Genomic DNA, 18,957 nt, shown 5'->3' with positions numbered 1-18,957 from the left:
GGATGGCTGACGGTTCATCCGGCGCCCCCGCCCGCGGGCTGGGTGCCGATCGGGGTGCCCGAGACCGCGTGGACGGCGGCCGGGTCGAGGTCGAACAGTTCACGCAGTGCCTCCGCGTAGGAGGCGCCGCCGGGTTCGGCGGCCAGCTGCTTCACCCGCACGGTGGGGGCGTGCAGCAGCTTGTCGACGACCCGGCGGACGGTCTGGCCGATCTCGGCGCGCGAGCGCTCGTCCAGACCGGGCAGCCGGGAGTCCAGGCGGGCCAGCTCGGTGGCGACCACCCCGGAGGCCATCGCGCGCAGCGCCACCACGGTGGGGGCGATCCGCGCGGCCCGCTGGGCGGCGCCGAAGGCGCTGACCTCCTCGGCGACGATGCCGGTGACGGCGTCGACGTCCCCGGCGCCGGGGGTGGCGGCGTGGGCGTGCGAGAGACTCTCCAGGTCGACCAGGAGCGCGCCGGGCAGCTCGTGCACGGCGTGGTCGACGTCGCGCGGCATGGCGAGGTCGAGGAAGGCGAGGGGGGTGGCGGCGGCGCGCGCGGCGACCGCGGCGGCGACGTCCTGCGCCCCGATCACCGTGCCGGCCGCGCCGGTGCAGGAGATCACCAGGTCGACGTCGGCCAGCGCCTCGGGCACCTTGGCCAGGTCAAGGGTGCGGGCGACGTCCCCGCCGAGGATCTCGACCAGCCGCTCGGCGCGCTCCGGCGTCCGGTTGGCGATCAGCAGGTCGGTCACGCCCGAGCGGACCAGGGTGGCGGCGGCCAGCGAGCTCATCGAGCCCGCGCCGACCACCAGCGCCCGCTTGCCCGCGATCGCGCCCGCGCCGGCCGCGACCTGCTCCAGGCCGAAGGTCACCAGGGACTGGCCGGCCTTGTCGATGCCGGTCTCGCTGTGCGCCCGCTTGCCGACCCGCAGGGCCTGCTGGAAGAGCTCGTTGAGGCCGCGCGCGGCGGTGTGCTCCTCCTGCGCCTTGGCCAGGGCGTCGCGCAGCTGGCCGAGGATCTGGCCCTCGCCGACCACCATCGAGTCCAGGCCGCAGGCCACCGAGAAGAGGTGGTGGACCGCGCGGTCCTCGTAGTGGACGTAGAGGTGGGAGGTCAGCTCCTCCAGGTCGACCCCGCTGTGGTGGGCGAGCAGCAGCGACAGCTCGGCCACGCCGGCGTGGAACTTGTCCACGTCCGCGTACAGCTCGATCCGGTTGCAGGTGTTGACCAGCGCCGCCTCGGCGACGGTCGCGGACGCGGCCGCGTCGTGCAGCAGCCGGGTCGGCACCTCACCGGTCAGCGCGGCCCGCTCCAGCACGCCGACCGGGGCTGTGCGATGGCTCAGCCCTACGACGAGAAGACTCACGCCCGCCCCCTGGTCCCACGATTCTCGGTCCCGCTCATGCCGGCATCACCGCGGACAGCTCGCCCTCGCCGGGCTTGCCGGGCTTGCCCTGCGCCGTCGGCTCCGCGTCCTTGGCCGACTCGGCGGCGGTGCGGGGCTTGGTGCTGCCGGCGGCCGCGCGGCGCAGCTTGGCCGCGGCGGCGCGGACCGGGCCCGGGGCGCGGTCGAGCACGGACTCCGTGCGGTCCGGCTCGTCGCCGGCCTTGCGCTGCTCGTGGAAGGCGAGGATCTGCAGCTCGATGGAGAGGTCCACCTTGCGCACGTCCACGCCGTCCGGGACGGTCAGCACGGTCGGGGCGAAGTTCAGGATGCTGGTGACACCGGCCTCGACCAGCCGGTCGCAGACCTGCTGGGCGGCGCCGGGCGGCGTGGTGATGACACCGATCGAGACGTGCTGGCTCTCCACGATGGACTCCAGTTCGTCCATGTGGCGCACCGGCAGGCCGGCCGCGCTGCTGCCGACCACGCTCGGGTCGGCGTCCAGCAGGGCCGCGACCCGGAAACCGCGGGAGGCGAAGCCGCCGTAGTTGGCGAGCGCGTGGCCGAGGTTCCCGATGCCGACGATGACGACCGGCCAGTCCTGGGTCAGGCCCAGCTCGCGGGAGATCTGGTAGACGAGGTACTCGACGTCGTAGCCGACCCCGCGGGTGCCGTAGGAGCCCAGGTAGGAGAAGTCCTTGCGCAGCTTGGCGGAGTTCACCCCGGCCGCGGCCGCCAGCTCCTCGGAGGAGACGGTCGGCACCGAGCGCTCGGAGAGCGCGGTGAGCGCGCGCAGGTACAGCGGAAGCCGGGCGACCGTCGCCTCCGGGATGCCCCGGGCGCGCGAAGGTCGACGCGCGGCGCCCTGGTCGGGCGTCTGCGAACTGCTCTGTGGTGATCGGCCGATTGCCACGGTGCTCCTGTGGGTGAAGCTGGGCTTTGGCAGCCAGGCTATGCGTTTGTGAACGTGTGCACAAAGATGGTGTCCGATTTGTCCCCGCACAGTGATGCGCATCACGCCGTCGACCCCATAGCACCGGCCGCTTTCCGGGCCACCGCCGGGGGCGGTGCAAGGGGTGGCCGAGGGCCGTACAGCAGGCCGTTCGGCAGCACCGGCGGAGCCGGGCGGGAGGACCCCCGCAGGACCAGCGGCACCGGCTCCCCGGACGGGCGGGACCGGGCCCGCCCCAGCCGCGGCCACGGCACCGCGGCCGCCTCTCGCAGCGGCTCCGCCCAGTCGCCCGGCGGGCAGGACGGCGCGCCGAGGCAGTGGCGGAGCAGGCCGGCGGTGGCCCGGGCGTCGCCGAGCGCGGTGTGCGCGGCGAAGCCGCCGAGGCCGGCCGCGGCCACGCAGGCCGCCAGGCCGAAGCCGCCGGCCTCCGGCAGGTGCGCCCGGGCCAGCCGCATCGTGCACAGCGAGGGCACCGGCGGCAGCGGGACCCCGATCCGGGCGAATTCGCGATCCAGGAAGGCGTGGTCGCAGGTGACGTGATGGCCGACCAGCACCCGGCCGGTCAGCAGCTCCAGCAGCAACGGCGCGATCTCGCGGAAGCGCGGGGCGCCCTCGACGTCCTCCTGCGCTATCCGGTGCACATGGGTCGGGCCGACCGGGCCGAGCGGGTCCAGCAGGGTGCAGAACTCGCCCTCGGGGCGCAGCCGCTCGTCCAGCAGCACCACCGCCACCTCGACCACCCGGTGCCGCCAGGGGCTGCGGCCGGTCGCCTCCACGTCCACCACCGCGAAGCCCCCGCGCGCGGCCGACCGCTCGGCGGGCGTGACTAAGGGCGGACCGGGAAGCATGGCGGCACTCCTCGTGTGCTCAGCCCCCCATGGGCGCGGACGAGTTCGATCGTAAGCCGACCGACGGCCGCTGCCCCAAGCCCGGAACCGGGATTCTTCACAACGATTCGGCGAACCGCCCCCGCCGTTCGGCGGGGGCGCGGGAGGCCCCCGGCGGAGCGCTCGGGAGCCTCCCCGCCGGAGCCGCCGGGGCCCGGGTCAGGCGCCGAGCGCGGCGCGCAGCCGCTTCTCGTCCACCCGCCAGAAGTCGTGCTGGCGCCCGTCGATCAGGGTGACCGGGATCTGCTCCCAGTAGAGGTGGTGGAGCTCCGGGTCCTGGGTGATGTCCTTCTCCTCGAAGGCCGCGCCCAGCTCGGCCGTCACCCGGACGATCACCTCCCGGGCGTCGTCGCACAGATGGCAGCCGGGCTTGGCCACCAGGGTCACCGTCCGGTCGGCCGGCCCCGGGCCCCGGTTCTTGTCACGTCGCAGCAGTGGACTCACCCCGCCATTGTGCGCCGCCCCGGCGGACGGGCCGGACCCGACCGCCCCGTCCGCCGTTCACCCGTCGGGCACGTCGCCGTCACGGCCGCCGCACAGGTGGCTGGCTATGCTCGATGGCATGGCCGTGCTCCGAAGGCTCACCCAGTCAAGGCGCCCCACCGGCTCGCGGGCCGCGCTGGCGGGCGAGGCCGCGGCGGAGGCGGCGGAGGCCGCCCTGCGGGCCGCCCCGGCACCGGCCGGGGAGGCCCCGACCGAGCCGGCCGCAGGCGCCGGGCCGGCGGCGGACACCCGGCCGGCCGCGGAGCCGGAGGCCGCCGGGGACGCGGAGCGCGCCCGGCGCGGCAAGGCACCCCGACCCCCCGCCGAGAACCACACCCCCGACCCGGACGACCCGAGGGCCGCCGCCTTCTTCGACTGCGACAACACCATCCTGCGCGGGGCCGCGATCTTCTACCTCGGGGTCGGCCTCTACCGCCGGGGCTTCCTCACCCGCCGCGACATCGCCCGCTTCGCCTGGCAGCAGGCCTGGTTCCGGCTGTACGGCGCCGAGGACCCGGACCACATGGCCGACGCGCAGCACACCGCCCTGGGCCTGGTCGCCGGCAAGCGCACCGCCGAGCTGGAGGCGCTCTGCGAGGAGGTATTCGAGGAGGTCATCGCCGACAAGGTGTGGCCGGGCACCCGCGCACTGGTCCAGATGCACCTGGACGCCGGGCAGCGGGTCTGGCTGGTCACCGCCGCCCCGGTGGAGGTGGCCCGGATCATCTCGGCCCGGCTCGGCATGACGGGGGCGCTCGGCACCGTCGCCGAGGCGCGCGACGGCGCGTACACCGGCCGGCTGGTCGGCGAGCTGCTGCACGGGCCGGCCAAGGCGGCCGCGGTGCGCTCGCTGGCCCGGCGGGAGCGGCTCGACCTCGACCGCTGCGCCGCGTACAGCGACTCGGCCAACGACATCCCGATGCTCTCGCTGGTGGGCCACCCCTACGTGGTGAACCCGGACGGCGCGCTGCGGCGGCACGCCCGCGCGCAGGGCTGGCGGGTCCGGGACTTCCGGACCGGGCGGAAGGCCGCCCGGGTCGGGCTGCCGGCCGCCGCCGCGCTCGGTGTGGCCGCGGGCGCCGTCGCGGCCTGGGCCGCGCTGCACCGCCGGCACCGCGCCTGAGCGACCGGGCCTGAGCGACCGGGCCCGAGCGACCGGGCCGAGCGGCTCGGCCGGATCGACCGGCGCCCGCGGCCACGGCCGGGCGGAGCCGAGCGGGGCGGAGCGGAGCGGACCGCACGGACGTCCGCCCGGGGGCCGCGCCGGGGTGAGTCCGGTCAATTCGCGCGCTGACGATGCCGCCCGTACGGGCGAACTCCCGCGCGTCGCGGGCCCGTCCGGCCCCTTCGATCGAACTCGCCCGCCAGTGACCGGATCTGATCGTTCGCCAGCTCGACAAAGTCGGGGGTTATCCGGCCCCAGAACCGGGAAACCGCCCGCCTCACCACCGAATTGGTCACCAGGCGCACTCGTTCTGTCACGTTGAGCCAGGCGATCGCCGACATGTTCGGTCACTGTCGGCCGGATATCCGTTCAATGCGGATCCCAAACGACCACTTCGACCACACGGTGTAGCTGTCATTGCACAAAGCGTTATTCTCTCCTGGATGCACGTCACCCAACCGCCCCAGCGCGACCCGGGGGGCGCGGACGTGCTCTCCGCGCAGGCGGAGGTGATCCGTCCACAGTTCTGCCTCTGGGAGTCCCGTGTACCCACCCGTCCGGAACGACGCGCCTGCACCCTCCCGCCCGTCGTCCGCGCCCCTGCGCTCCCGCACCAGCCTCCGCGGCCGCCCGGTCCCGCCCCGGCAGATCTCCACCGGCCTGGACCTGCTGCGCACCCTGCTCCGCAGCCAGCTCGCCGCCACCCCCCAACTGGTGCCCGCCGGAGCCGCGTTCGGCCAGACCCAGGACCGTCCCGGCACCCCCCTGCTGCGCACCACCGCGGCCGGCTCGACCGGGGCCGGCACCCGGGGCCGGGCCGGCAGCACCGGCGGCCGCAGCCGCTCCCGCACCACCACCGGCCCCGGTTACGAGACCGAGCACAACCCGATCATGGAGCTGGTCGAGCGCGCCCAGGCCGGCGAGAGCGAGGCCTTCGGCCGGCTCTACGACCACTACGCGGACACCGTCTACCGCTACATCTACTACCGGGTCGGCAGCCGGGCCACCGCCGAGGACCTCACCAGCGAGACCTTCCTGCGCGCGCTGCGCCGGATCGGCACCTTCACCTGGCAGGGCCGGGACTTCGGGGCCTGGCTGGTGACCATCGCCCGCAACCTGGTCGCCGACCACTTCAAGTCCAGCCGGTTCCGGCTGGAAGTCACCACGGGCGAGATGCTCGACTCCAACGAGTGCGAGCGGAGCCCCGAGGACTCGGTGCTGGAGTCGCTCTCCAACGCGGCCCTGCTGGAGGCGGTCCGCCGGCTGAACCCGCAGCAGCAGGAGTGCGTCACGCTGCGCTTCCTGCAGGGGCTGTCGGTCGCCGAGACCGCCCGGATCATGGGCAAGAACGAGGGTGCCATCAAGACCCTCCAGTACCGCGCCGTGCGCACCCTGGCCCGCCTGCTCCCGCCCGACGCGCGGTGAGCCGGCGGCGGTCCGGGGAGGTCCCCGGGGAAGCGGCGGGAGAGATAGTGGGCGGGCCGTCACCCTCGGCGGCGGCCCGACACATCCGGGTGAACGGTCGGTCCGATGATCAGTCGTGCGTAACCGACCGCCCGCGCCGCTCGTTGGCCAGCTTGCAAGCCTCCACCAGGCGTGCGGTCAAGTCGAATTGCGACCTCTCACCCGATGGAGTGGCTTTGGCTTGCCGGGGCAACCGTCCGGCAGGCCGGGGTGTCGACAACGACGAAGGGAGGTGTGGCCCGTGACGGCAAACGTGCTGGAGCACCGGCGGGCGAAGGCCTTCGCCGAGGCGCTGGAGGCCCACCAGGCGGAGCAACGCGCTGCCGACGGCAACGGAACGGCCAACACCGCTATCGGCAACGCCGGTTCGGTCGCGATGGCCGAACTCATCGACACGGTCGGCGCGCTCGGCGCGCTGCCCGCCCCGGAGCTCGACCACGAGGTCCGGACCGTCCAACGCGCCCAGCTGATGGCCGCGTTCGAGCAGGCCTTCGCGGGCGGACCGGGTGTCACCGTGCCGCGCCAGCGCCGCCACCGGGCCGTCCGCACGGCGCCGCGCGGACGCTGGAGCCGCCGGTTCGCGATCGGCGGGCTGGTCGCCGGCCTCGCCGTCGGCAGCTTCGCCGGGGCCGCGGCCGCCAGTGGCAACGCCCTCCCCGGCGACCCGCTGTACGGCATGAAGCGCGGACTGGAGGGGCTGCGGCTCAACCTCGCGGACACCGACAGCGAGCGCGGCGAGCTGCTGCTCGACAACGCGGCCACCCGGCTCGGCGAGGCCCGGTCCCTGGTGGGCCGGTCCGGCACCGGCGGCTCGCTCAGCCCGGGCACCGTCGAGCAGGTCCGCAAGGCCCTGGACGACATGCACAACGACGCCCTCAAGGGCCGCGACCTGCTGCGCGCCGTCTACCGCAACAACGGCTCGCTCGACCCGATGCGCACCCTGGCGGGCTTCGCCCACGACGAGGACGGCACCTGGGCCGAGGTCCAGTCCCGGCTTCCGGACCAGCTCGTCCCGCAGGCCCACCTGGTGGACCAGCTCTTCGACGACATAAGCCAGGACGTCGCGCCCCTGCGTCTGGTCCAGCAGCCCGCCAAGAGCGGGATGCCGGACGACGGCGGGGCGGGCGACGGCACCCGCGGGACGGGAGTGCAGGGCGGACCCTCCGCCGGCACCTCGCCCGGCGGCAGCCCGGCGGTCGGCGGAGCACCGGCCCAGGGCGGTGCCACCGGCGGACCGGCCGGCGCCGGGGTCGGCGGTCGGCCGGGCAGCACCCCGCAGGTCCCGCCGCAGGGCGGCGCGCCCGCACCGGCGGCGCCCGCGGCCCCCGGCGCACCGGCCGCACCGGCGCCCAGCAATGAGACCAATGTCGTCCCGGCCCCGGTGGGCGGCCTGGTCGACAACCTCACCAGCGGGCTCACCGGGGCCAAGCCCTCGCCCAGCGCGGACGCGCCGGCGCCGGCCCCGGCGCCGGACCGGCCCCCGGGGCAGCCGTCCGAGTCGCCCAGCGCGAGCGGCGCCGCCGCCCAGCAGCAGGGGGTCGAGGTGCCCCCGCTGATCCCGGGCCTGCTGCCCGGTCTGCGGATCCTCGGCGGCTGACCCGCCGTTCTGCTCGGCCCGGAGGCTCACCCGGCCCGGAAGGGCACTCGGCTCAGAAGAAGACCGAGCGCCGCCGCACCAGCAGCTGGTAGAGCGTGTGCTGGATGGTCTCCCGGACCTCGTCGGCCAGGTCGAAGACCAGCATCGGGTCGTCCGCCGCCTCCACCGGGTGCCGGTCGGTCGCGATCGGCTCGCCGAACTCGATGATCCACTTGGTCGGCAGCGGCACCGCCCCCAGCGGGCCCAGCCACGGGAAGGTCGGCGTGATCGGCACGTACGGCAGGCCCAGCAGCCGGGCCAGGGTCCGGAAGTCGCCGATCATCGGGTAGGTCTCCTCCGCCCCGACGATCGAGCACGGCACGATCGGCACCCGGGCCCGCAGCGCCGAGGAGACGAAGCCGCCCCGGCCGAAGCGCTGGAGCTTGTACCGCTCGGAGAACGGCTTGCCGACCCCCTTGAAGCCCTCCGGCCACACCCCGACCAGCTCGCCGCGCTCCAGCAGGGCCTGGGCGTCCTCGTTGCAGGCCAGGGTGTGCCCGGCCTTGCGGGCCAGCTCGTTGATCCCGGGCAGGACGAACACCAGGTCGGCGGCGAGCATCCGCAGGTGCCGGTGGCGCGGGTGGTGGTCGTGTATCACCACCTGGGTCATCAGCGCGTCCAGCGGGATCGTCCCGGAGTGGTTGGCGACGATCAGCGCGCCGCCCTCGGCCGGGATGTTCTCGATCCCGCGCACCTCGATCCGGAAGTACTTCTCCGCCAGCGGCCGCAGCAGCCCGAGCAGCACCTCCTCGGTGAGCTCCCGGTCGAAGCCGAACTCGTCCACCTCGTAGTCGCCGGTGATCCGGCGGCGCAGGAAGGCCAGGCCGTCGGCGGCCCGGTCCTCCCAGCCCTTGCCGAAGGCGCGGGTGGCGGCGGCGCCGAGCCGGCCGGCCAGCGCGCCGCCGACGGCACCGGCCACCCGGTCGGCCAGGCCGGAGCCGTCGGCCGGCGGTTCGCTCCAGCTGGGGGCGGACTCGATCGGGATGACCTTCGCCTCGCCCGGCGCGTTCTCGGCGGCGGCACTCATGCGGGTTCAGCTCCTGGGTCGGTGCGGTCGGGCGGGGGTGCCCGGGGTGGTGGGGCCCGGGCCGGTGGTCCGGCCGGCCTCCGGGCCGAGCAGCGCGGCCAGTCCGTCGGTGACGGCGGTCAGCCGGCCCAGCGGCAGCAGGCCCGGCGACTGCGCGGCGGCGAAGTCCGCGAAGGCCTCCGGGGTGCTGAACACCGGGCGGTAGCCGAAGGACTCGCGCAGCCGGGCGGTGTCCACCACCCGGCCGTGGGTCAGCAGCCGCAGGTGCTCGGGCGAGACGTCGACCAGCCGGGTCTGCCGGGCCAGTCCGGCGATCCAGCTGACCGCCGGCAGCAGCAGCGGCAGGGTCGGCCGGCCCAGTCGGCGGGCGCACTGGGAGAGCAGCAGCACGCCCTCCCCGGCGACGTTGACGGTGCCGGTGTTCACGGTGCCCGGCTCGGCCGGGAAGGAGGCCCGGCAGAGCACCTCGACCACGTCGTCCTCGTGCGCGAACTGCAGCCGGGGGTCGTAGCCGAGCACGGTCGGCAGGACCGGCAGCGCGAAGTAGTCGGTCAGCGGGGTGTCGGCGCCCGGGCCGACGATGTTGGCGAACCGCAGCACCGTGACCGCGACGTCCGGACGGCGCCGGGCGAAGCCCCGGACGTAGCCCTCCACCTCGACCGCGTCCTTGGCGAAACCGCCGCCCGGCAGGGTCTTCGGCTGGGTCCGCTCGGTGAACACGGCCGGGTCGCGCGGCGCCGAGCCGTAGACGCCGGTGGTCGACTTCACCACCAGCCGGCGCACCCCCGGCGCCTTCTGGCAGGCGCCGAGCAGCTGCATCGTGCCGATCACATTGGACTCCTTCACCGCGGAGCGGTTGGTGGAGCCCAGTCCGGTGGCGCTGACCGCGAGGTGCACCACGGTGTCGACGCCGTGCTCGGCGATCACCCGCGCCACGGCGGGGCGGCGCAGGTCCAGCTGGTGGAAGCGGTAGGGCGCGGCGGGCCCGTCCGGCTCGGCGAGCGCGCGCAGCGCCGGGCCCGGCGGCTGCACGTCCACGCCGACCACCAGGTCCACGCCCGGGCGGCGGCGCAGCTCGGCGGCGAAGCGGGCGCCCAGGTGCCGGCCGACACCGGTGACGAGCACGACCGTTCCCACAGCGCTGCACCCCATTCCTCGGCCCGGGAGACCTGCGTGCACCGTACCGCGCCGCCCCGGCGGGCCGGGAAACACCGGGCCGGGAAACGACCGGGCCAGGAGAACGGCGGGGCCAGGAGAACGGCGGGGCCGGAAAAGCGGACGGGCCGGAAAAGCGGCACCGCCCGCCCCGGCCGGAAGGCCAGGACGGGCGGTGCCAAGCGCTGGGCGCGCGAGCGCGGCCGGGGGCGCTTACTTCTTGTTGCGACGCTGAACGCGCGTGCGCTTGAGAAGCTTGCGGTGCTTCTTCTTGGCCATACGCTTGCGACGCTTCTTGATGACAGAGCCCACGGAACAACCCTCGCTCACTGAGACTCTCGCCCGTGAGAGACGGAGTCCATACGACTGACGTGAGGGCCCAGCCTACCGTCCCCTTGCCCAGGGTCGTAATCGCGCCCCCGGGAGCAGGCGAACCGCAGGCGAATCCGGAGCGAACGGAGGCGGGGCCCACCGGTGGTGGACCCCGCCCGGACCGGCCTTTGCCTACGCGCTCTCGAGCCGCACGTAGGACTCCTTGAGGTACTCGTGCACTGCCTGCTGGGGCACCCTGAACGAGCGGCCGACCCGGATGGCAGGCAGCTCACCGCTGTGCACCAACCGGTAGACCGTCATCTTGGAGACCCGCATGACCGCGGCCACCTCGGCCACGGTCAGGAAGACGACGTCCTGCAAGGGGCGTTCGCCGGAACTCATGACCATCACCCGACCCTTACCCGTGTGCAAGGCACCGGCTTCCCCTCCGGTGACTCCACCGGCACACGTGTATCCCCAGAGTAGTTATGGGTGGTACCAGTGGGAAGAGGGAGAAGCCCAGTCCTCGTACGGTGAGGGATAAGTCGGTTGCAGTACGTAGTCGATCGGCGATCTGTACCGGTCGGCCTGCGCACGGAACGCGACCGGACACCAGGTCCTCACAAGCGGACGGCGATCCTTCGCCACCGCTCAGGGCAGCAGGCCGTGGTGCGGCAGGACGGCGCGGCGGGCGGCCAGAATCGCCTGGTCGAGGCGGTCCGCCGGATCGTATCCCGCGTCGAAGTCGCGCCAGACCGGGCTGGCGCCGTCGGTCATCCGGAGCGGGGCGGGGCCCCGGGTGCGCCGGTAGACCTCGGCGCGCCAGGACTCCGGGGTCTCGGTGGCCGGGTCGACCGGCCGGCCCGCGGCGGTGGCGACCAGGTGGGTCCAGGCTCTCGGGACGACGTCGACCACCGCGTAGCCGCCCCCGCCGAGCGCGATCCACCGGCCGTCGGCGTGCTCGTGCGCCAGCCCGTGCAGCGCCCCGGCGATGGCCCGCTGGGCGTCCACGGTCACGGCGAGGTGGGCGAGCGGGTCCTCCAGATGGGTGTCGGCCCCGTGCTGGGTGACCAGGACCTGCGGGCGGAAGGCGGCCAGAAGCTCGGGCACCAGGGCGTGGAAGGCGCGCAGCCAGCCGGCGTCGCCGGTGCCGGCCGGCAGCGGGAGGTTGGCGGCGGACCCCTCGGCGCCCGGGCCACCGGTCTCGGTGCTCCAGCCGGTCTGCGGGAAGAGCGTGGCCGGGTGCTCGTGCAGCGAGACGGTGAGCACCCGGGGGTCGTCCCAGAACGCCTGCTGGACGCCGTCGCCGTGGTGGACGTCCACGTCGACGTAGGCGATCCGCTCGGCGCCGAGTTCGAGCAGCCGGGCGATGGCGAGGGCCGGGTCGTTGTAGACGCAGAAGCCGGAGGCGCGGTCGGGCATCGCGTGGTGCAGCCCGCCGGCGAAGTTGACGGCGTGCGGGGTCTCCCCGCGCCAGACGGCCTCGGCGGCGGCGACCGACTGGCCGGCGATCAGCGCGGAGGCGGAGTGGAGGGCGGGGAAGGACCAGTTGTCGTCGGTGCCCAGGCCGTGCCGCGAGTCCTGCCGGTCGGGGTGGGCGGCGGCCTGCTTGACCGCCTCGACGTACGCCGCGGTGTGCACCAGCCGGAGGGTGGAGTCGCCCGCGGCGGGCGCGGAGCGGACGGTGACACCCGGTCCGGCGGCGAGGCCGAGGTCCTCGACCAGGCGCATGGTGAGCGACAGCCGGGTGGGGTCCATCGGGTGGCCCGGGCCGAAGTCGTAGGCGGTGACCGCCTCGTCCCAGAACAGGTGCAGGCCGCAGGAGGGGTCACGCTCGGCGTCGGGCATGGCCTCCACCGTAGTGGGTGGCGGCCGTCCGGCCGGGCAACGGGTCCTTGAACGCCCGCGGTACGGGAGTCAGACCCGGGCGCTCGTCCCCGGGGCGGGCGCGGCGGCGGGCGTGGCCGCGCCAACGGGGGCGTGCGCGGGCGTCCGGGCGGCGGCGCGGGCGGTTCGGCGGCCGGCCAGCCGGCAGCCGAGGCAGTCGGGGTGGCCGTGCCGGCCGGCCGGGTCGGGGGTGCGCCAGTGCCGCAGTTCCGGTGGGCGCGGCCCGGTGGCCTTGCCCCGGCCTGCCAGGTGCAGTACCCAGGCGGCGACCGCCCCGAGCAGGATCAGCGCCGCGCCGGCCCAGAGGCCCGGTCCGGAGCCCGCGACGAAGGCCGCGCCCGCGACGGCGAAGCCCAGGGTGACGACGGCGGTGCCGGTCCAGCCGGCCACGGTGTGGCCCATGTCGTGATCGGCGTGTGCGCCCATGTGTCCTCGTTTGGTGTGATGGACGGGTCCACCCGGGCTCCCGTCCGCGAACGGACCGACGGCTTATCTCACGAGATAAGTAACTTAGATGCTAAGGAGATTTCCCGTGGAGGGCAAGCCGCGCCCCGAGGCGTCGCCCGAGCAGGCGCTCTACGCGATGGACCGGATGATCGCGCTCGCGCAGTTCGGCCAGCAGGACATCGCGGCGCGGCTCGGTCTGAACGTCACCGACCTCACCTGCGTCGGCTTCCTGATCGAGGCGGCGATGGCCGGCGAGGCCCTGGCCGCGGGCGACCTCGCCGAACGCGCGCAGCTGACCACCGGCGCGGTGACCGGAGTGCTCAACCGGCTGGAGAAGGCCGGGTACGCCCGGCGCGAGGCCGACCCGGGCGACCGCCGCCGGGTGCGGGTGGTGCTGGAGGCCGCCGCGCAGGACCGGATCATGGAGGTCTACGGCCCGTTCTACGGCCGGATCAACGGCCTCTTCGCCGACTACACCCCGGCCGAGATCGCCGTACTCACCGACTGGTTCACCCGCGCCAGGGCGATCCTGGACGAGTCGCTGACGGAGATCAGGGAGGCGACAGCCTGAGGCCGACGCCCTTGAGCCGGACCGCCTGAGGCGCGCCCTCCGGTGGCGCGCCCTACGGCGTGCCCCGGACGGCGTCCCGGACGGCCGGACCGGTGGGCGCCGGGGACGGCGCCGCCGCCGGGGCGAAGCGGTCCGCCAGCGGCAGCACCGCCAGCACCAGCAGCATCGGCGCCAGCAGCGCCCAGCGGTACGAACTCGCGTCCGCGAGCGCCCCCACCAATGGCGAACCCACCAGGAACCCCACGTAGTTGAACAGGTTGAGCCGGGCCACCGCGGCGTCCGAGTCGGCCGGGAACAGCCGCCCGCCGGCCGCGAACACCTGCGGGATGATCGCGCAGATCCCCAGCCCCAGCACGGTGAAGCCGGCGATCCCGGCCCAGGCGGCGGGCGCGGCGGCGGCCAGCGCGAACCCGAGCGCGGACAGCGCGGCACCGGACCGCACCACCGGGACGGCGCCCCAGCGCTGCACCGCGCGGTCGCCGAGCGCCCGGCCGAGCAGCATCGCCACCATGTAGCCGAGGTACGAGAGCTTGGCGACGTCCTCGGGGCTGCCCAGACCGTCGGTCAGGTACTTGACGCTGTAGTTGGAGACCGAGGCGTCGGCGATGTAGGCGAAGGCCATCACCAGGCAGAGCGGCAGCAGCGGCCGCCAGGGGATCGACCGGGCCGCGGCCGCGGCGGCCTCCCGTACCGCGTCGCCGAGTTCGGCCGGTCCGGCGAACCTGGTGCCGGCCAGCAGCGCGAGCGGGGCGACCACCCCGGCCGCCGTCCCGAACAGCACCGGCAGACCGAGCCCGACGTGCGCGCCGAGACCCGCGACGGCCGCGCCGACGATGCCGCCGAGGCTGAACGCGGCGTGGAAGCCGAGCATCACCGAGCGGCCGTAGCGGTGCTGGAGCCCGACCCCGAGCATGTTCATACTCGCGTCCAGCGCGCCGACCAGCAGGCCGAAGGCACCCAGGGCCAGCGCCAGTTGCCAGAGCTCGTCGCCCAGGCCGGCGGCGGCAAGGGTCGCGCACACCGCCGGCTGGACCACCCGCAGCACGGCCCGCGCGCTCGTCCGGCGCACCAGCCGCTCGGAGGCGATCGACCCCACCCCGGCCAGCACCGGCACCGCGGCCAGGAACAGCGGCAGCAGGGAGTCGCTCAGCCCGTACCGGTCCTGGATCTCCGGGATGCAGGTGACCAGCAGGGCGAAGGTGACGCCCTGGAGGAGGAAGCTCGCGGCCAGCGCCGCCCGGCCGGCCCGGAGCCGCGGCGTGACCGGGACGCTCCCGTCCCCCGCGTCGCTCCCGGAACGGTAGGCACTCTCGGTAGGCACATCCACCTCGCTACTGGCCGGTACGGCGGTCGGTGGCGAGAGCGTAGGCGCTGGCGGGCGTTCGCGGGAGGGGGTGTGCGTGGGTCGGCCGCGTCCGCCGACCGGCCCCGGGGACTCCGGGAGCTACCGGTCGAGCAGGGGGAGCACCTCGGCGAGGTCGGCGATCAGGCCGGTGGCGCCGGCGGCGGTCAGCTTCGCCGGGTCGGTCAGCGCGGTGTAGCCGTACACGTCCATACCGGCCGCGCGGGCGGCGAGCACGCCGTTCGGGCTGTCCTCCACCACCAGGCAGGCGGCCGGATCGACGCCGAGGGTGCGGGCGGCGTGCAGGAAGAGGTCCGGTGCCGGCTTGCCCACCCCCACGTCCTGGGCGCTGAAGATCCGCTCCTCCGGGAGCCACCCGCGCAGACCGGTGACGTCCAGCGCGGCGCGGATCCAGCTGTGGTGCGCGGACGAGGCCAGGCAGTACGGCACGGAGCGCTGCCGGAGCTCCTTCAGCAGCGTCTCCGCGCCCCGCACGGCGGCGAGTTCGGCGGTGAAGGTGTCGAAGACCCGGCCGTGGAACGCCTCGTCGAAGCCCTCCGGGAGGAGCGCGCCGTCGTACCGCTCGGCGATCACGTCGTGCACCCGGTGGGCCGCGGTGCCCATGAAGTCCCGGTAGGAGTCCTCGACGGTGGTCGGGTAGCCCAGCTCGGTCAGGTACTCGGCGAGCACCCGGTTGGAGAGCGGCTCGCTGTCCACCAGGACACCGTCGTTGTCGAAGATCACCAGTTCATAGGCCATACGGGCGACCCTACCGGCCGTCCCGGCCGGTCACTTGCCGCCGGAGGCCAGCTCCCGGGAGCGGTCCCGGGCCGCCTCCAGGGCGCTCAGCAGGGCCGCCCGCACCCCGTGGTTCTCCAGCTCGCGGATGGCCGCGATGGTGGTGCCGGCCGGCGAGGTGACCGCCTCGCGCAACTTCACCGGGTGCTCCCCGGAGTCCCGCAGCATCACCGAGGCGCCGATCGCCGACTGCACGATGAGGTCGTGCGCCACCTGCCGGGGCAGGCCGAGCAGAATGCCCGCGTCGGTCATCGCCTCGACCAGGAAGTAGAAGTACGCCGGGCCGGAGCCGGAGAGGGCCGTCGCCGCGTCCTGCTGGGACTCGGGCAGCCGCAGCGCCTTGCCGACCGAGCGGAAGATCTCCTCCGCCCGCTCCAGGTGCGCCTCGGCGGCGTGCGACCCGCCGGAGATGACGCTCATGCCCTCGTCCACCAGCACGGGCGTGTTCGGCATCACCCGGACCACCGGGGTGCCGGGCGCCAGCCGGGCCTCGAACCAGGCGGTGGGGATGCCGGCCGCGGCCGAGATCACCAGCCGGTCGGGGTCGATGTGCGGCGCCAGCTCGTCCAGCAGGGTGCCCATGTCCTGCGGCTTCACCGCGAGGATCAGGGTGTCCGCGAGCTTGGCGGCCTCGGCGTTGCCCACCGCGCCGACCCCGTACCTGGCGGCCAGCTCGGCGGCCCGCTCGGGCCGACGGGCCGTCACCAGGACGTCCGCCGGGTCCTTGCCGGCCCGCAGCAGACCGGAGAGCAGGGCCTCCCCGATCTTGCCCGTGCCGAGGAAGGCGATCTTCTGTCCGTGTGCCGCGCTGCTGGTCATGGCCGCTCCTTGCCTCCGGTGCCGCGTCCCGCTACCCCGGCCATCCTCGCACCGCGCCCCGCCCCGGGGCGGCACCGTCCACCCTGCGGGCACCGGTGCGACGCAGCCCCTAGGGCGAAACTCGGGGTTCTCCCCTATGGCCCGGCGGTGGGCGCGGGCGCACCGTGGAGGCATGGCACACGGAGAGATGTCCCGACGTGAGAACCGGCAGGTCGCCGTCGCCGCGGCGACCTTGGGCCCGTGGCGGACGGCCGCGGGGGTCGGTGCCCTGGTGGGGGCGACGGACCTGGTGATCGATCTGATCGACGGGGACTGGTCGCTGAGCATGCTGGCCGGTCCGGCCGGCGTCGCCCTGTTCTTCTTCTTCCTGGTCGGCACGGTGGGCGGCCGGCTGCGCCGGGACACCGCCGACCGGCGGCTGCAGAAGTGGGCGAACGAGCACCCCTGGCAGGCCGCGCTCCCGGCGGCGGGCGGAATGCTCCTCCTGAACACGCTGGCCCAGCTGTTCCTCGGCGACGCGGGCGTGTTCGAGGCGTTCTTCCTCTCGCTGTTCCCGGCGGCCATGGTCCTGGGTGTGGCGGGGGTGGTCGGCTCGGTGAAGCGCGCCCGTACCAAGGACTGACGTTCCGGGAGGAAACGGGTGGTCTGACGGCCTGCGCCGAGCGGGTGTTCACCCGACGGTGCGACCCCGATCGAACAGCTGTCGCACCCCGTCGGCATACTGGCGCGATGCCGATCGCCGAAGACCCCGAACCGCGTCCGTCCGAGGAGCCGAAGGACGGGAAGGACCCGTTCGCCGACCTCGTGCTCGACGAGGAGTTCGTCCGCGGTGCCGCCGTGAAGGAGCAGGCCGGCCGCACCCGGATGCTCGCCGCCCGGTGGCAGCACACGCCGCCGGTCGACCCCGGCGGCCGCCGCTCGGTGAACGACGGGCCCCGGCCGCAGCGGCGTTTCGCCCGCCGGGCGCGGCCGGTCGACCCGTGGGGCAACCCCCGGCCGCGCCGCGGCGGACGGTGGCGGACGCCGCTGTTCGTGGTGCTCACCGTCGCCCTGGTGCTCGCGGCGCTGAACGTCGACGGGCTGCGGTCCTGGTACTCGACGCGGTTCGGCGACGGCTCCGGCGGTACGACGGCCGGCACGCCCGTGGCGACCGTCGCCCCGGAGACCGCGGCACCGACCGCCGCGCCACCGCCGGTCGACCCGAAGCAGCCGACCGTCGACCGCCCGTGGGCGGGCTCCCCCGCCGAGGGGTGGCCCACCACCGTCGACGCCTTCGGGCCCGAACCGGGCACGGTCACCAGGATCGGCGTGTTCGGCGCCGACCAGGTCGCCGCGCAGGTCGAACTGGTCAAGCGGTACCTGGTGGCTGCCAACCTGGACCCGCGGACGGTGGCCGGCGCCCGCCCGGAGGCGGCCCTGGCCATGCTGGGCCCGGAGGACCGGGCGGCGGCCGAGAAGGCGCTGGCCAGCCCCTCCCGCGAGCAGGACCCGACCAACTGGTTCAGCCGCTTCGACGGGCGCGACGCGATCCCGGTCGGCGACACCTACCGGCTGCAGGGCCGGATCAGCGTCGAGGGGGACGGCAAGCGCGGCGTGCTGGTGCACACCGACTTCACCTTCGTCTACCCGCTCCGGCCCGGCCCGGACGCCGCCAAGCGCGCCACCGCGCCCCGGCCCTCCGGTCCCCCGCGGCCGGCGAGCAGCCCGGCGCCCGGCGGGGGCGGCGTGGCGAAGCCGGTCGGCCTGCTCACCCCGGCGGCCGACGTGGCCGGCGACACCTGGACGGCGCGGACCGTCGTGCGCCGGGTGGACACCTTCCGCTTCTACGACCCGGCGAAGTTCAACGTCGAGCGGTACCGGCTCTACTTCGAGAAGACCACGACCGACGCGGGCAACACCGAGTGCGACGTGTACGACGGCTGGTACCACCCGCAGTTCGACCAGTTCGCGGCCGTCGCAGGGGCGTCCCCCGCGCCGTCCGGGCCGACCTCGGACCCGTACGACCGCAGCCAGGAGCCGCGGACGGACGGCGTCTGCGGCACGGTCAGCCGCAGCTGACCCGGCCGGTGCGGCGCCGGGTCAGCGCCGGCGCCGGCCCCGGCCCTGGGCGCCGGTGCCGGGCCGGCCGCTGCGGCCGGCCTGCCGGCGCTCGTGCTGGGCGAGCGCCTTCTCGTAGCGGGCCCGGTGGAGGGCCTCGCCGGGGGCCTCGCGCAGGGCGCGGAGGAAGTAGGCGAGCAGGGAGCCGACCCCGCCGATCACCCAGACCACGCCGAGCGACTTGTCCTCGGCCATCCAGCCGGTCAGCGCGTCCCGGCCCTCGGTGAGCAGCTTCCAGGTGCGCAGCGCGGCGAGCAGCGAGCAGATCGCGACGGCGGCGACCAGCAGTCCGTTGAGGAAGCCGCCGTTGTCGGCGAGCTTGATGCCGTCGACGGCGAGGCGCAGCACGAAGGCGCCGGCCGCGGCGGCGAGCAGCGCCCCGACCGGGACGAGGACGCGGCGCAGCCGGTAGTCGCCGCCGCGCTCGACCCAGCTGGTGCCGAACCAGCGGATCGGCTCCGGCTCGGGGGCGCCGGCGGGCTGGGTGGTGGGGGTGCGTTCCTGGGTCACGGGTCCGATTATCCCCGGCGGGCGGGAACGGCGGAGGC

The 18,957-nt window shown here is 74.9% G+C and carries 20 protein-coding genes; 6 read left to right on the top strand and 14 right to left on the bottom strand.

The window, feature by feature from the left end:
• Positions 1-14 precede the first annotated feature (14 nt).
• From IF01_RS0114475 to IF01_RS0114460, 4 genes are all read right to left on the bottom strand, one after another.
• Positions 15-1,349, bottom strand: a complete 1,335-nt coding sequence (locus tag IF01_RS0114475; protein WP_030393794.1) for a glutamyl-tRNA reductase — start codon at positions 1,347-1,349, stop codon at positions 15-17.
• Positions 1,350-1,383: 34 nt separating this feature from the next.
• Positions 1,384-2,280 (bottom strand): redox-sensing transcriptional repressor Rex, encoded by an 897-nt coding sequence (locus IF01_RS0114470; RefSeq protein ID WP_030393793.1) that lies wholly within the window; start codon positions 2,278-2,280, stop codon positions 1,384-1,386.
• A gap of 101 nt (positions 2,281-2,381) precedes the next feature.
• Positions 2,382-3,167: a 3'-5' exonuclease gene (locus tag IF01_RS0114465; protein ID WP_063764210.1), complete on the bottom strand. Its 786-nt coding sequence runs from the start codon at positions 3,165-3,167 to the stop codon at positions 2,382-2,384.
• A gap of 198 nt (positions 3,168-3,365) precedes the next feature.
• A complete protein-coding gene (locus IF01_RS0114460; RefSeq protein WP_030393791.1) occupies positions 3,366-3,650 on the bottom strand; it encodes a glutaredoxin family protein in 285 nt (94 codons plus the stop codon).
• Between the two features lie 118 nt (positions 3,651-3,768).
• Here IF01_RS0114460 and IF01_RS0114455 point away from each other — a divergent pair, with 118 nt between their 5' ends.
• The 3 genes from IF01_RS0114455 to IF01_RS43890 all read left to right on the top strand — a co-directional run bounded on the left by IF01_RS0114455 (position 3,769) and on the right by IF01_RS43890 (position 7,915).
• Positions 3,769-4,812 carry an HAD family hydrolase gene (locus tag IF01_RS0114455; RefSeq protein ID WP_030393790.1) on the top strand — a complete coding sequence of 348 codons (1,044 nt, stop codon included), beginning with the start codon at positions 3,769-3,771 and terminating at the stop codon, positions 4,810-4,812.
• Positions 4,813-5,502: 690 nt separating this feature from the next.
• Positions 5,503-6,279, top strand: a complete 777-nt coding sequence (locus tag IF01_RS0114450) for an ECF subfamily RNA polymerase sigma factor, BldN family (protein WP_030393789.1) — start codon at positions 5,503-5,505, stop codon at positions 6,277-6,279.
• Positions 6,280-6,559: 280 nt separating this feature from the next.
• The gene (locus IF01_RS43890) at positions 6,560-7,915 is read left to right on the top strand and encodes a DUF5667 domain-containing protein (RefSeq protein ID WP_157855228.1); all 1,356 of its coding nucleotides are present in this window, start codon (positions 6,560-6,562) and stop codon (positions 7,913-7,915) included.
• A gap of 52 nt (positions 7,916-7,967) precedes the next feature.
• Here IF01_RS43890 and IF01_RS0114440 read toward each other — a convergent pair whose 3' ends face one another.
• From IF01_RS0114440 to IF01_RS41730, 6 genes are all read right to left on the bottom strand, one after another.
• Complete coding sequence (locus tag IF01_RS0114440; RefSeq protein ID WP_030393787.1) at positions 7,968-8,981, bottom strand: lysophospholipid acyltransferase family protein; 1,014 nt, start codon at positions 8,979-8,981, stop codon at positions 7,968-7,970.
• A 6-nt stretch (positions 8,982-8,987) separates the two neighbouring features.
• The gene (locus IF01_RS0114435; protein WP_051755338.1) at positions 8,988-10,118 is read right to left on the bottom strand and encodes an NAD-dependent epimerase/dehydratase family protein; all 1,131 of its coding nucleotides are present in this window, start codon (positions 10,116-10,118) and stop codon (positions 8,988-8,990) included.
• Positions 10,119-10,349: 231 nt separating this feature from the next.
• Positions 10,350-10,448 carry a 30S ribosomal protein bS22 gene (locus tag IF01_RS45470; RefSeq protein WP_003948845.1) on the bottom strand — a complete coding sequence of 33 codons (99 nt, stop codon included), beginning with the start codon at positions 10,446-10,448 and terminating at the stop codon, positions 10,350-10,352.
• A gap of 192 nt (positions 10,449-10,640) precedes the next feature.
• Entirely contained in the window at positions 10,641-10,850 is a 210-nt protein-coding gene (locus tag IF01_RS0114430) for a helix-turn-helix domain-containing protein (RefSeq protein ID WP_045937940.1), read from the bottom strand.
• 249 nt (positions 10,851-11,099) lie between these two features.
• The gene (locus tag IF01_RS0114425; protein WP_051741734.1) at positions 11,100-12,296 is read right to left on the bottom strand and encodes an acetoin utilization protein AcuC; all 1,197 of its coding nucleotides are present in this window, start codon (positions 12,294-12,296) and stop codon (positions 11,100-11,102) included.
• 69 nt (positions 12,297-12,365) lie between these two features.
• Positions 12,366-12,761, bottom strand: a complete 396-nt coding sequence (locus IF01_RS41730; protein ID WP_037779805.1) for an HGxxPAAW family protein — start codon at positions 12,759-12,761, stop codon at positions 12,366-12,368.
• Between the two features lie 106 nt (positions 12,762-12,867).
• Between IF01_RS41730 and IF01_RS0114415 the strand changes: the two genes are divergently transcribed.
• Positions 12,868-13,353, top strand: coding sequence for a MarR family winged helix-turn-helix transcriptional regulator (locus IF01_RS0114415; RefSeq protein ID WP_030393783.1), 486 nt, complete (start codon positions 12,868-12,870; stop codon positions 13,351-13,353).
• Positions 13,354-13,405: 52 nt separating this feature from the next.
• On the opposite strand, the gene IF01_RS0114410 is transcribed toward IF01_RS0114415, so the two are convergent.
• The 3 genes from IF01_RS0114410 to proC all read right to left on the bottom strand — a co-directional run bounded on the left by IF01_RS0114410 (position 13,406) and on the right by proC (position 16,312).
• Entirely contained in the window at positions 13,406-14,584 is a 1,179-nt protein-coding gene (locus IF01_RS0114410; RefSeq protein WP_051741737.1) for an MFS transporter, read from the bottom strand.
• 213 nt (positions 14,585-14,797) lie between these two features.
• A complete protein-coding gene (locus IF01_RS0114405; RefSeq protein WP_030393781.1) occupies positions 14,798-15,454 on the bottom strand; it encodes an HAD family hydrolase in 657 nt (218 codons plus the stop codon).
• 30 nt (positions 15,455-15,484) lie between these two features.
• Positions 15,485-16,312, bottom strand: a complete 828-nt coding sequence (gene proC, locus IF01_RS0114400) for a pyrroline-5-carboxylate reductase (RefSeq protein ID WP_030393780.1) — start codon at positions 16,310-16,312, stop codon at positions 15,485-15,487.
• Between the two features lie 187 nt (positions 16,313-16,499).
• Between proC and IF01_RS46810 the strand changes: the two genes are divergently transcribed.
• Both IF01_RS46810 and IF01_RS41725 read left to right on the top strand, forming a co-directional pair.
• On the top strand, positions 16,500-16,934 hold the full coding sequence (locus IF01_RS46810; protein ID WP_030393779.1) for a hypothetical protein: 435 nt from the start codon (positions 16,500-16,502) through the stop codon (positions 16,932-16,934).
• A 107-nt stretch (positions 16,935-17,041) separates the two neighbouring features.
• Positions 17,042-18,370 (top strand): SCO2583/SCO2584 N-terminal domain-containing protein, encoded by a 1,329-nt coding sequence (locus IF01_RS41725; RefSeq protein WP_037779804.1) that lies wholly within the window; start codon positions 17,042-17,044, stop codon positions 18,368-18,370.
• Positions 18,371-18,391: 21 nt separating this feature from the next.
• Here IF01_RS41725 and IF01_RS0114385 read toward each other — a convergent pair whose 3' ends face one another.
• The gene (locus IF01_RS0114385) at positions 18,392-18,919 is read right to left on the bottom strand and encodes a hypothetical protein (RefSeq protein WP_030393777.1); all 528 of its coding nucleotides are present in this window, start codon (positions 18,917-18,919) and stop codon (positions 18,392-18,394) included.
• Between the last annotated feature and the right edge of the window lie 38 nt (positions 18,920-18,957).

Source organism: Kitasatospora purpeofusca (genome assembly GCF_000718025.1).
GTDB lineage: Bacteria > Actinomycetota > Actinomycetes > Streptomycetales > Streptomycetaceae > Kitasatospora > Kitasatospora purpeofusca.
The sequence above is the reverse complement of the archived record's forward strand: the minus strand, read 5'-3'. Positions and strand labels throughout refer to the sequence as shown.

What these genes read in the sequence shown, in the direction of transcription:
- IF01_RS41725 (WP_037779804.1), top strand. Translation starts at nt 17,042, where the DNA reads ATGCCGATCGCCGAAGACCCCGAACCGCGTCCGTCCGAGGAGCCGAAG.
- IF01_RS0114465 (WP_063764210.1), bottom strand. Translation starts at nt 3,167, where the DNA reads ATGCTTCCCGGTCCGCCCTTAGTCACGCCCGCCGAGCGGTCGGCCGCG.
- IF01_RS0114425 (WP_051741734.1), bottom strand. Translation starts at nt 12,296, where the DNA reads ATGCCCGACGCCGAGCGTGACCCCTCCTGCGGCCTGCACCTGTTCTGG.
- proC (WP_030393780.1), bottom strand. Translation starts at nt 16,312, where the DNA reads ATGACCAGCAGCGCGGCACACGGACAGAAGATCGCCTTCCTCGGCACG.
- IF01_RS0114455 (WP_030393790.1), top strand. Translation starts at nt 3,769, where the DNA reads ATGGCCGTGCTCCGAAGGCTCACCCAGTCAAGGCGCCCCACCGGCTCG.
- IF01_RS0114430 (WP_045937940.1), bottom strand. Translation starts at nt 10,850, where the DNA reads ATGAGTTCCGGCGAACGCCCCTTGCAGGACGTCGTCTTCCTGACCGTG.
- IF01_RS46810 (WP_030393779.1), top strand. Translation starts at nt 16,500, where the DNA reads ATGTCCCGACGTGAGAACCGGCAGGTCGCCGTCGCCGCGGCGACCTTG.
- IF01_RS41730 (WP_037779805.1), bottom strand. Translation starts at nt 12,761, where the DNA reads ATGGGCGCACACGCCGATCACGACATGGGCCACACCGTGGCCGGCTGG.
- IF01_RS0114440 (WP_030393787.1), bottom strand. Translation starts at nt 8,981, where the DNA reads ATGAGTGCCGCCGCCGAGAACGCGCCGGGCGAGGCGAAGGTCATCCCG.
- IF01_RS0114405 (WP_030393781.1), bottom strand. Translation starts at nt 15,454, where the DNA reads ATGGCCTATGAACTGGTGATCTTCGACAACGACGGTGTCCTGGTGGAC.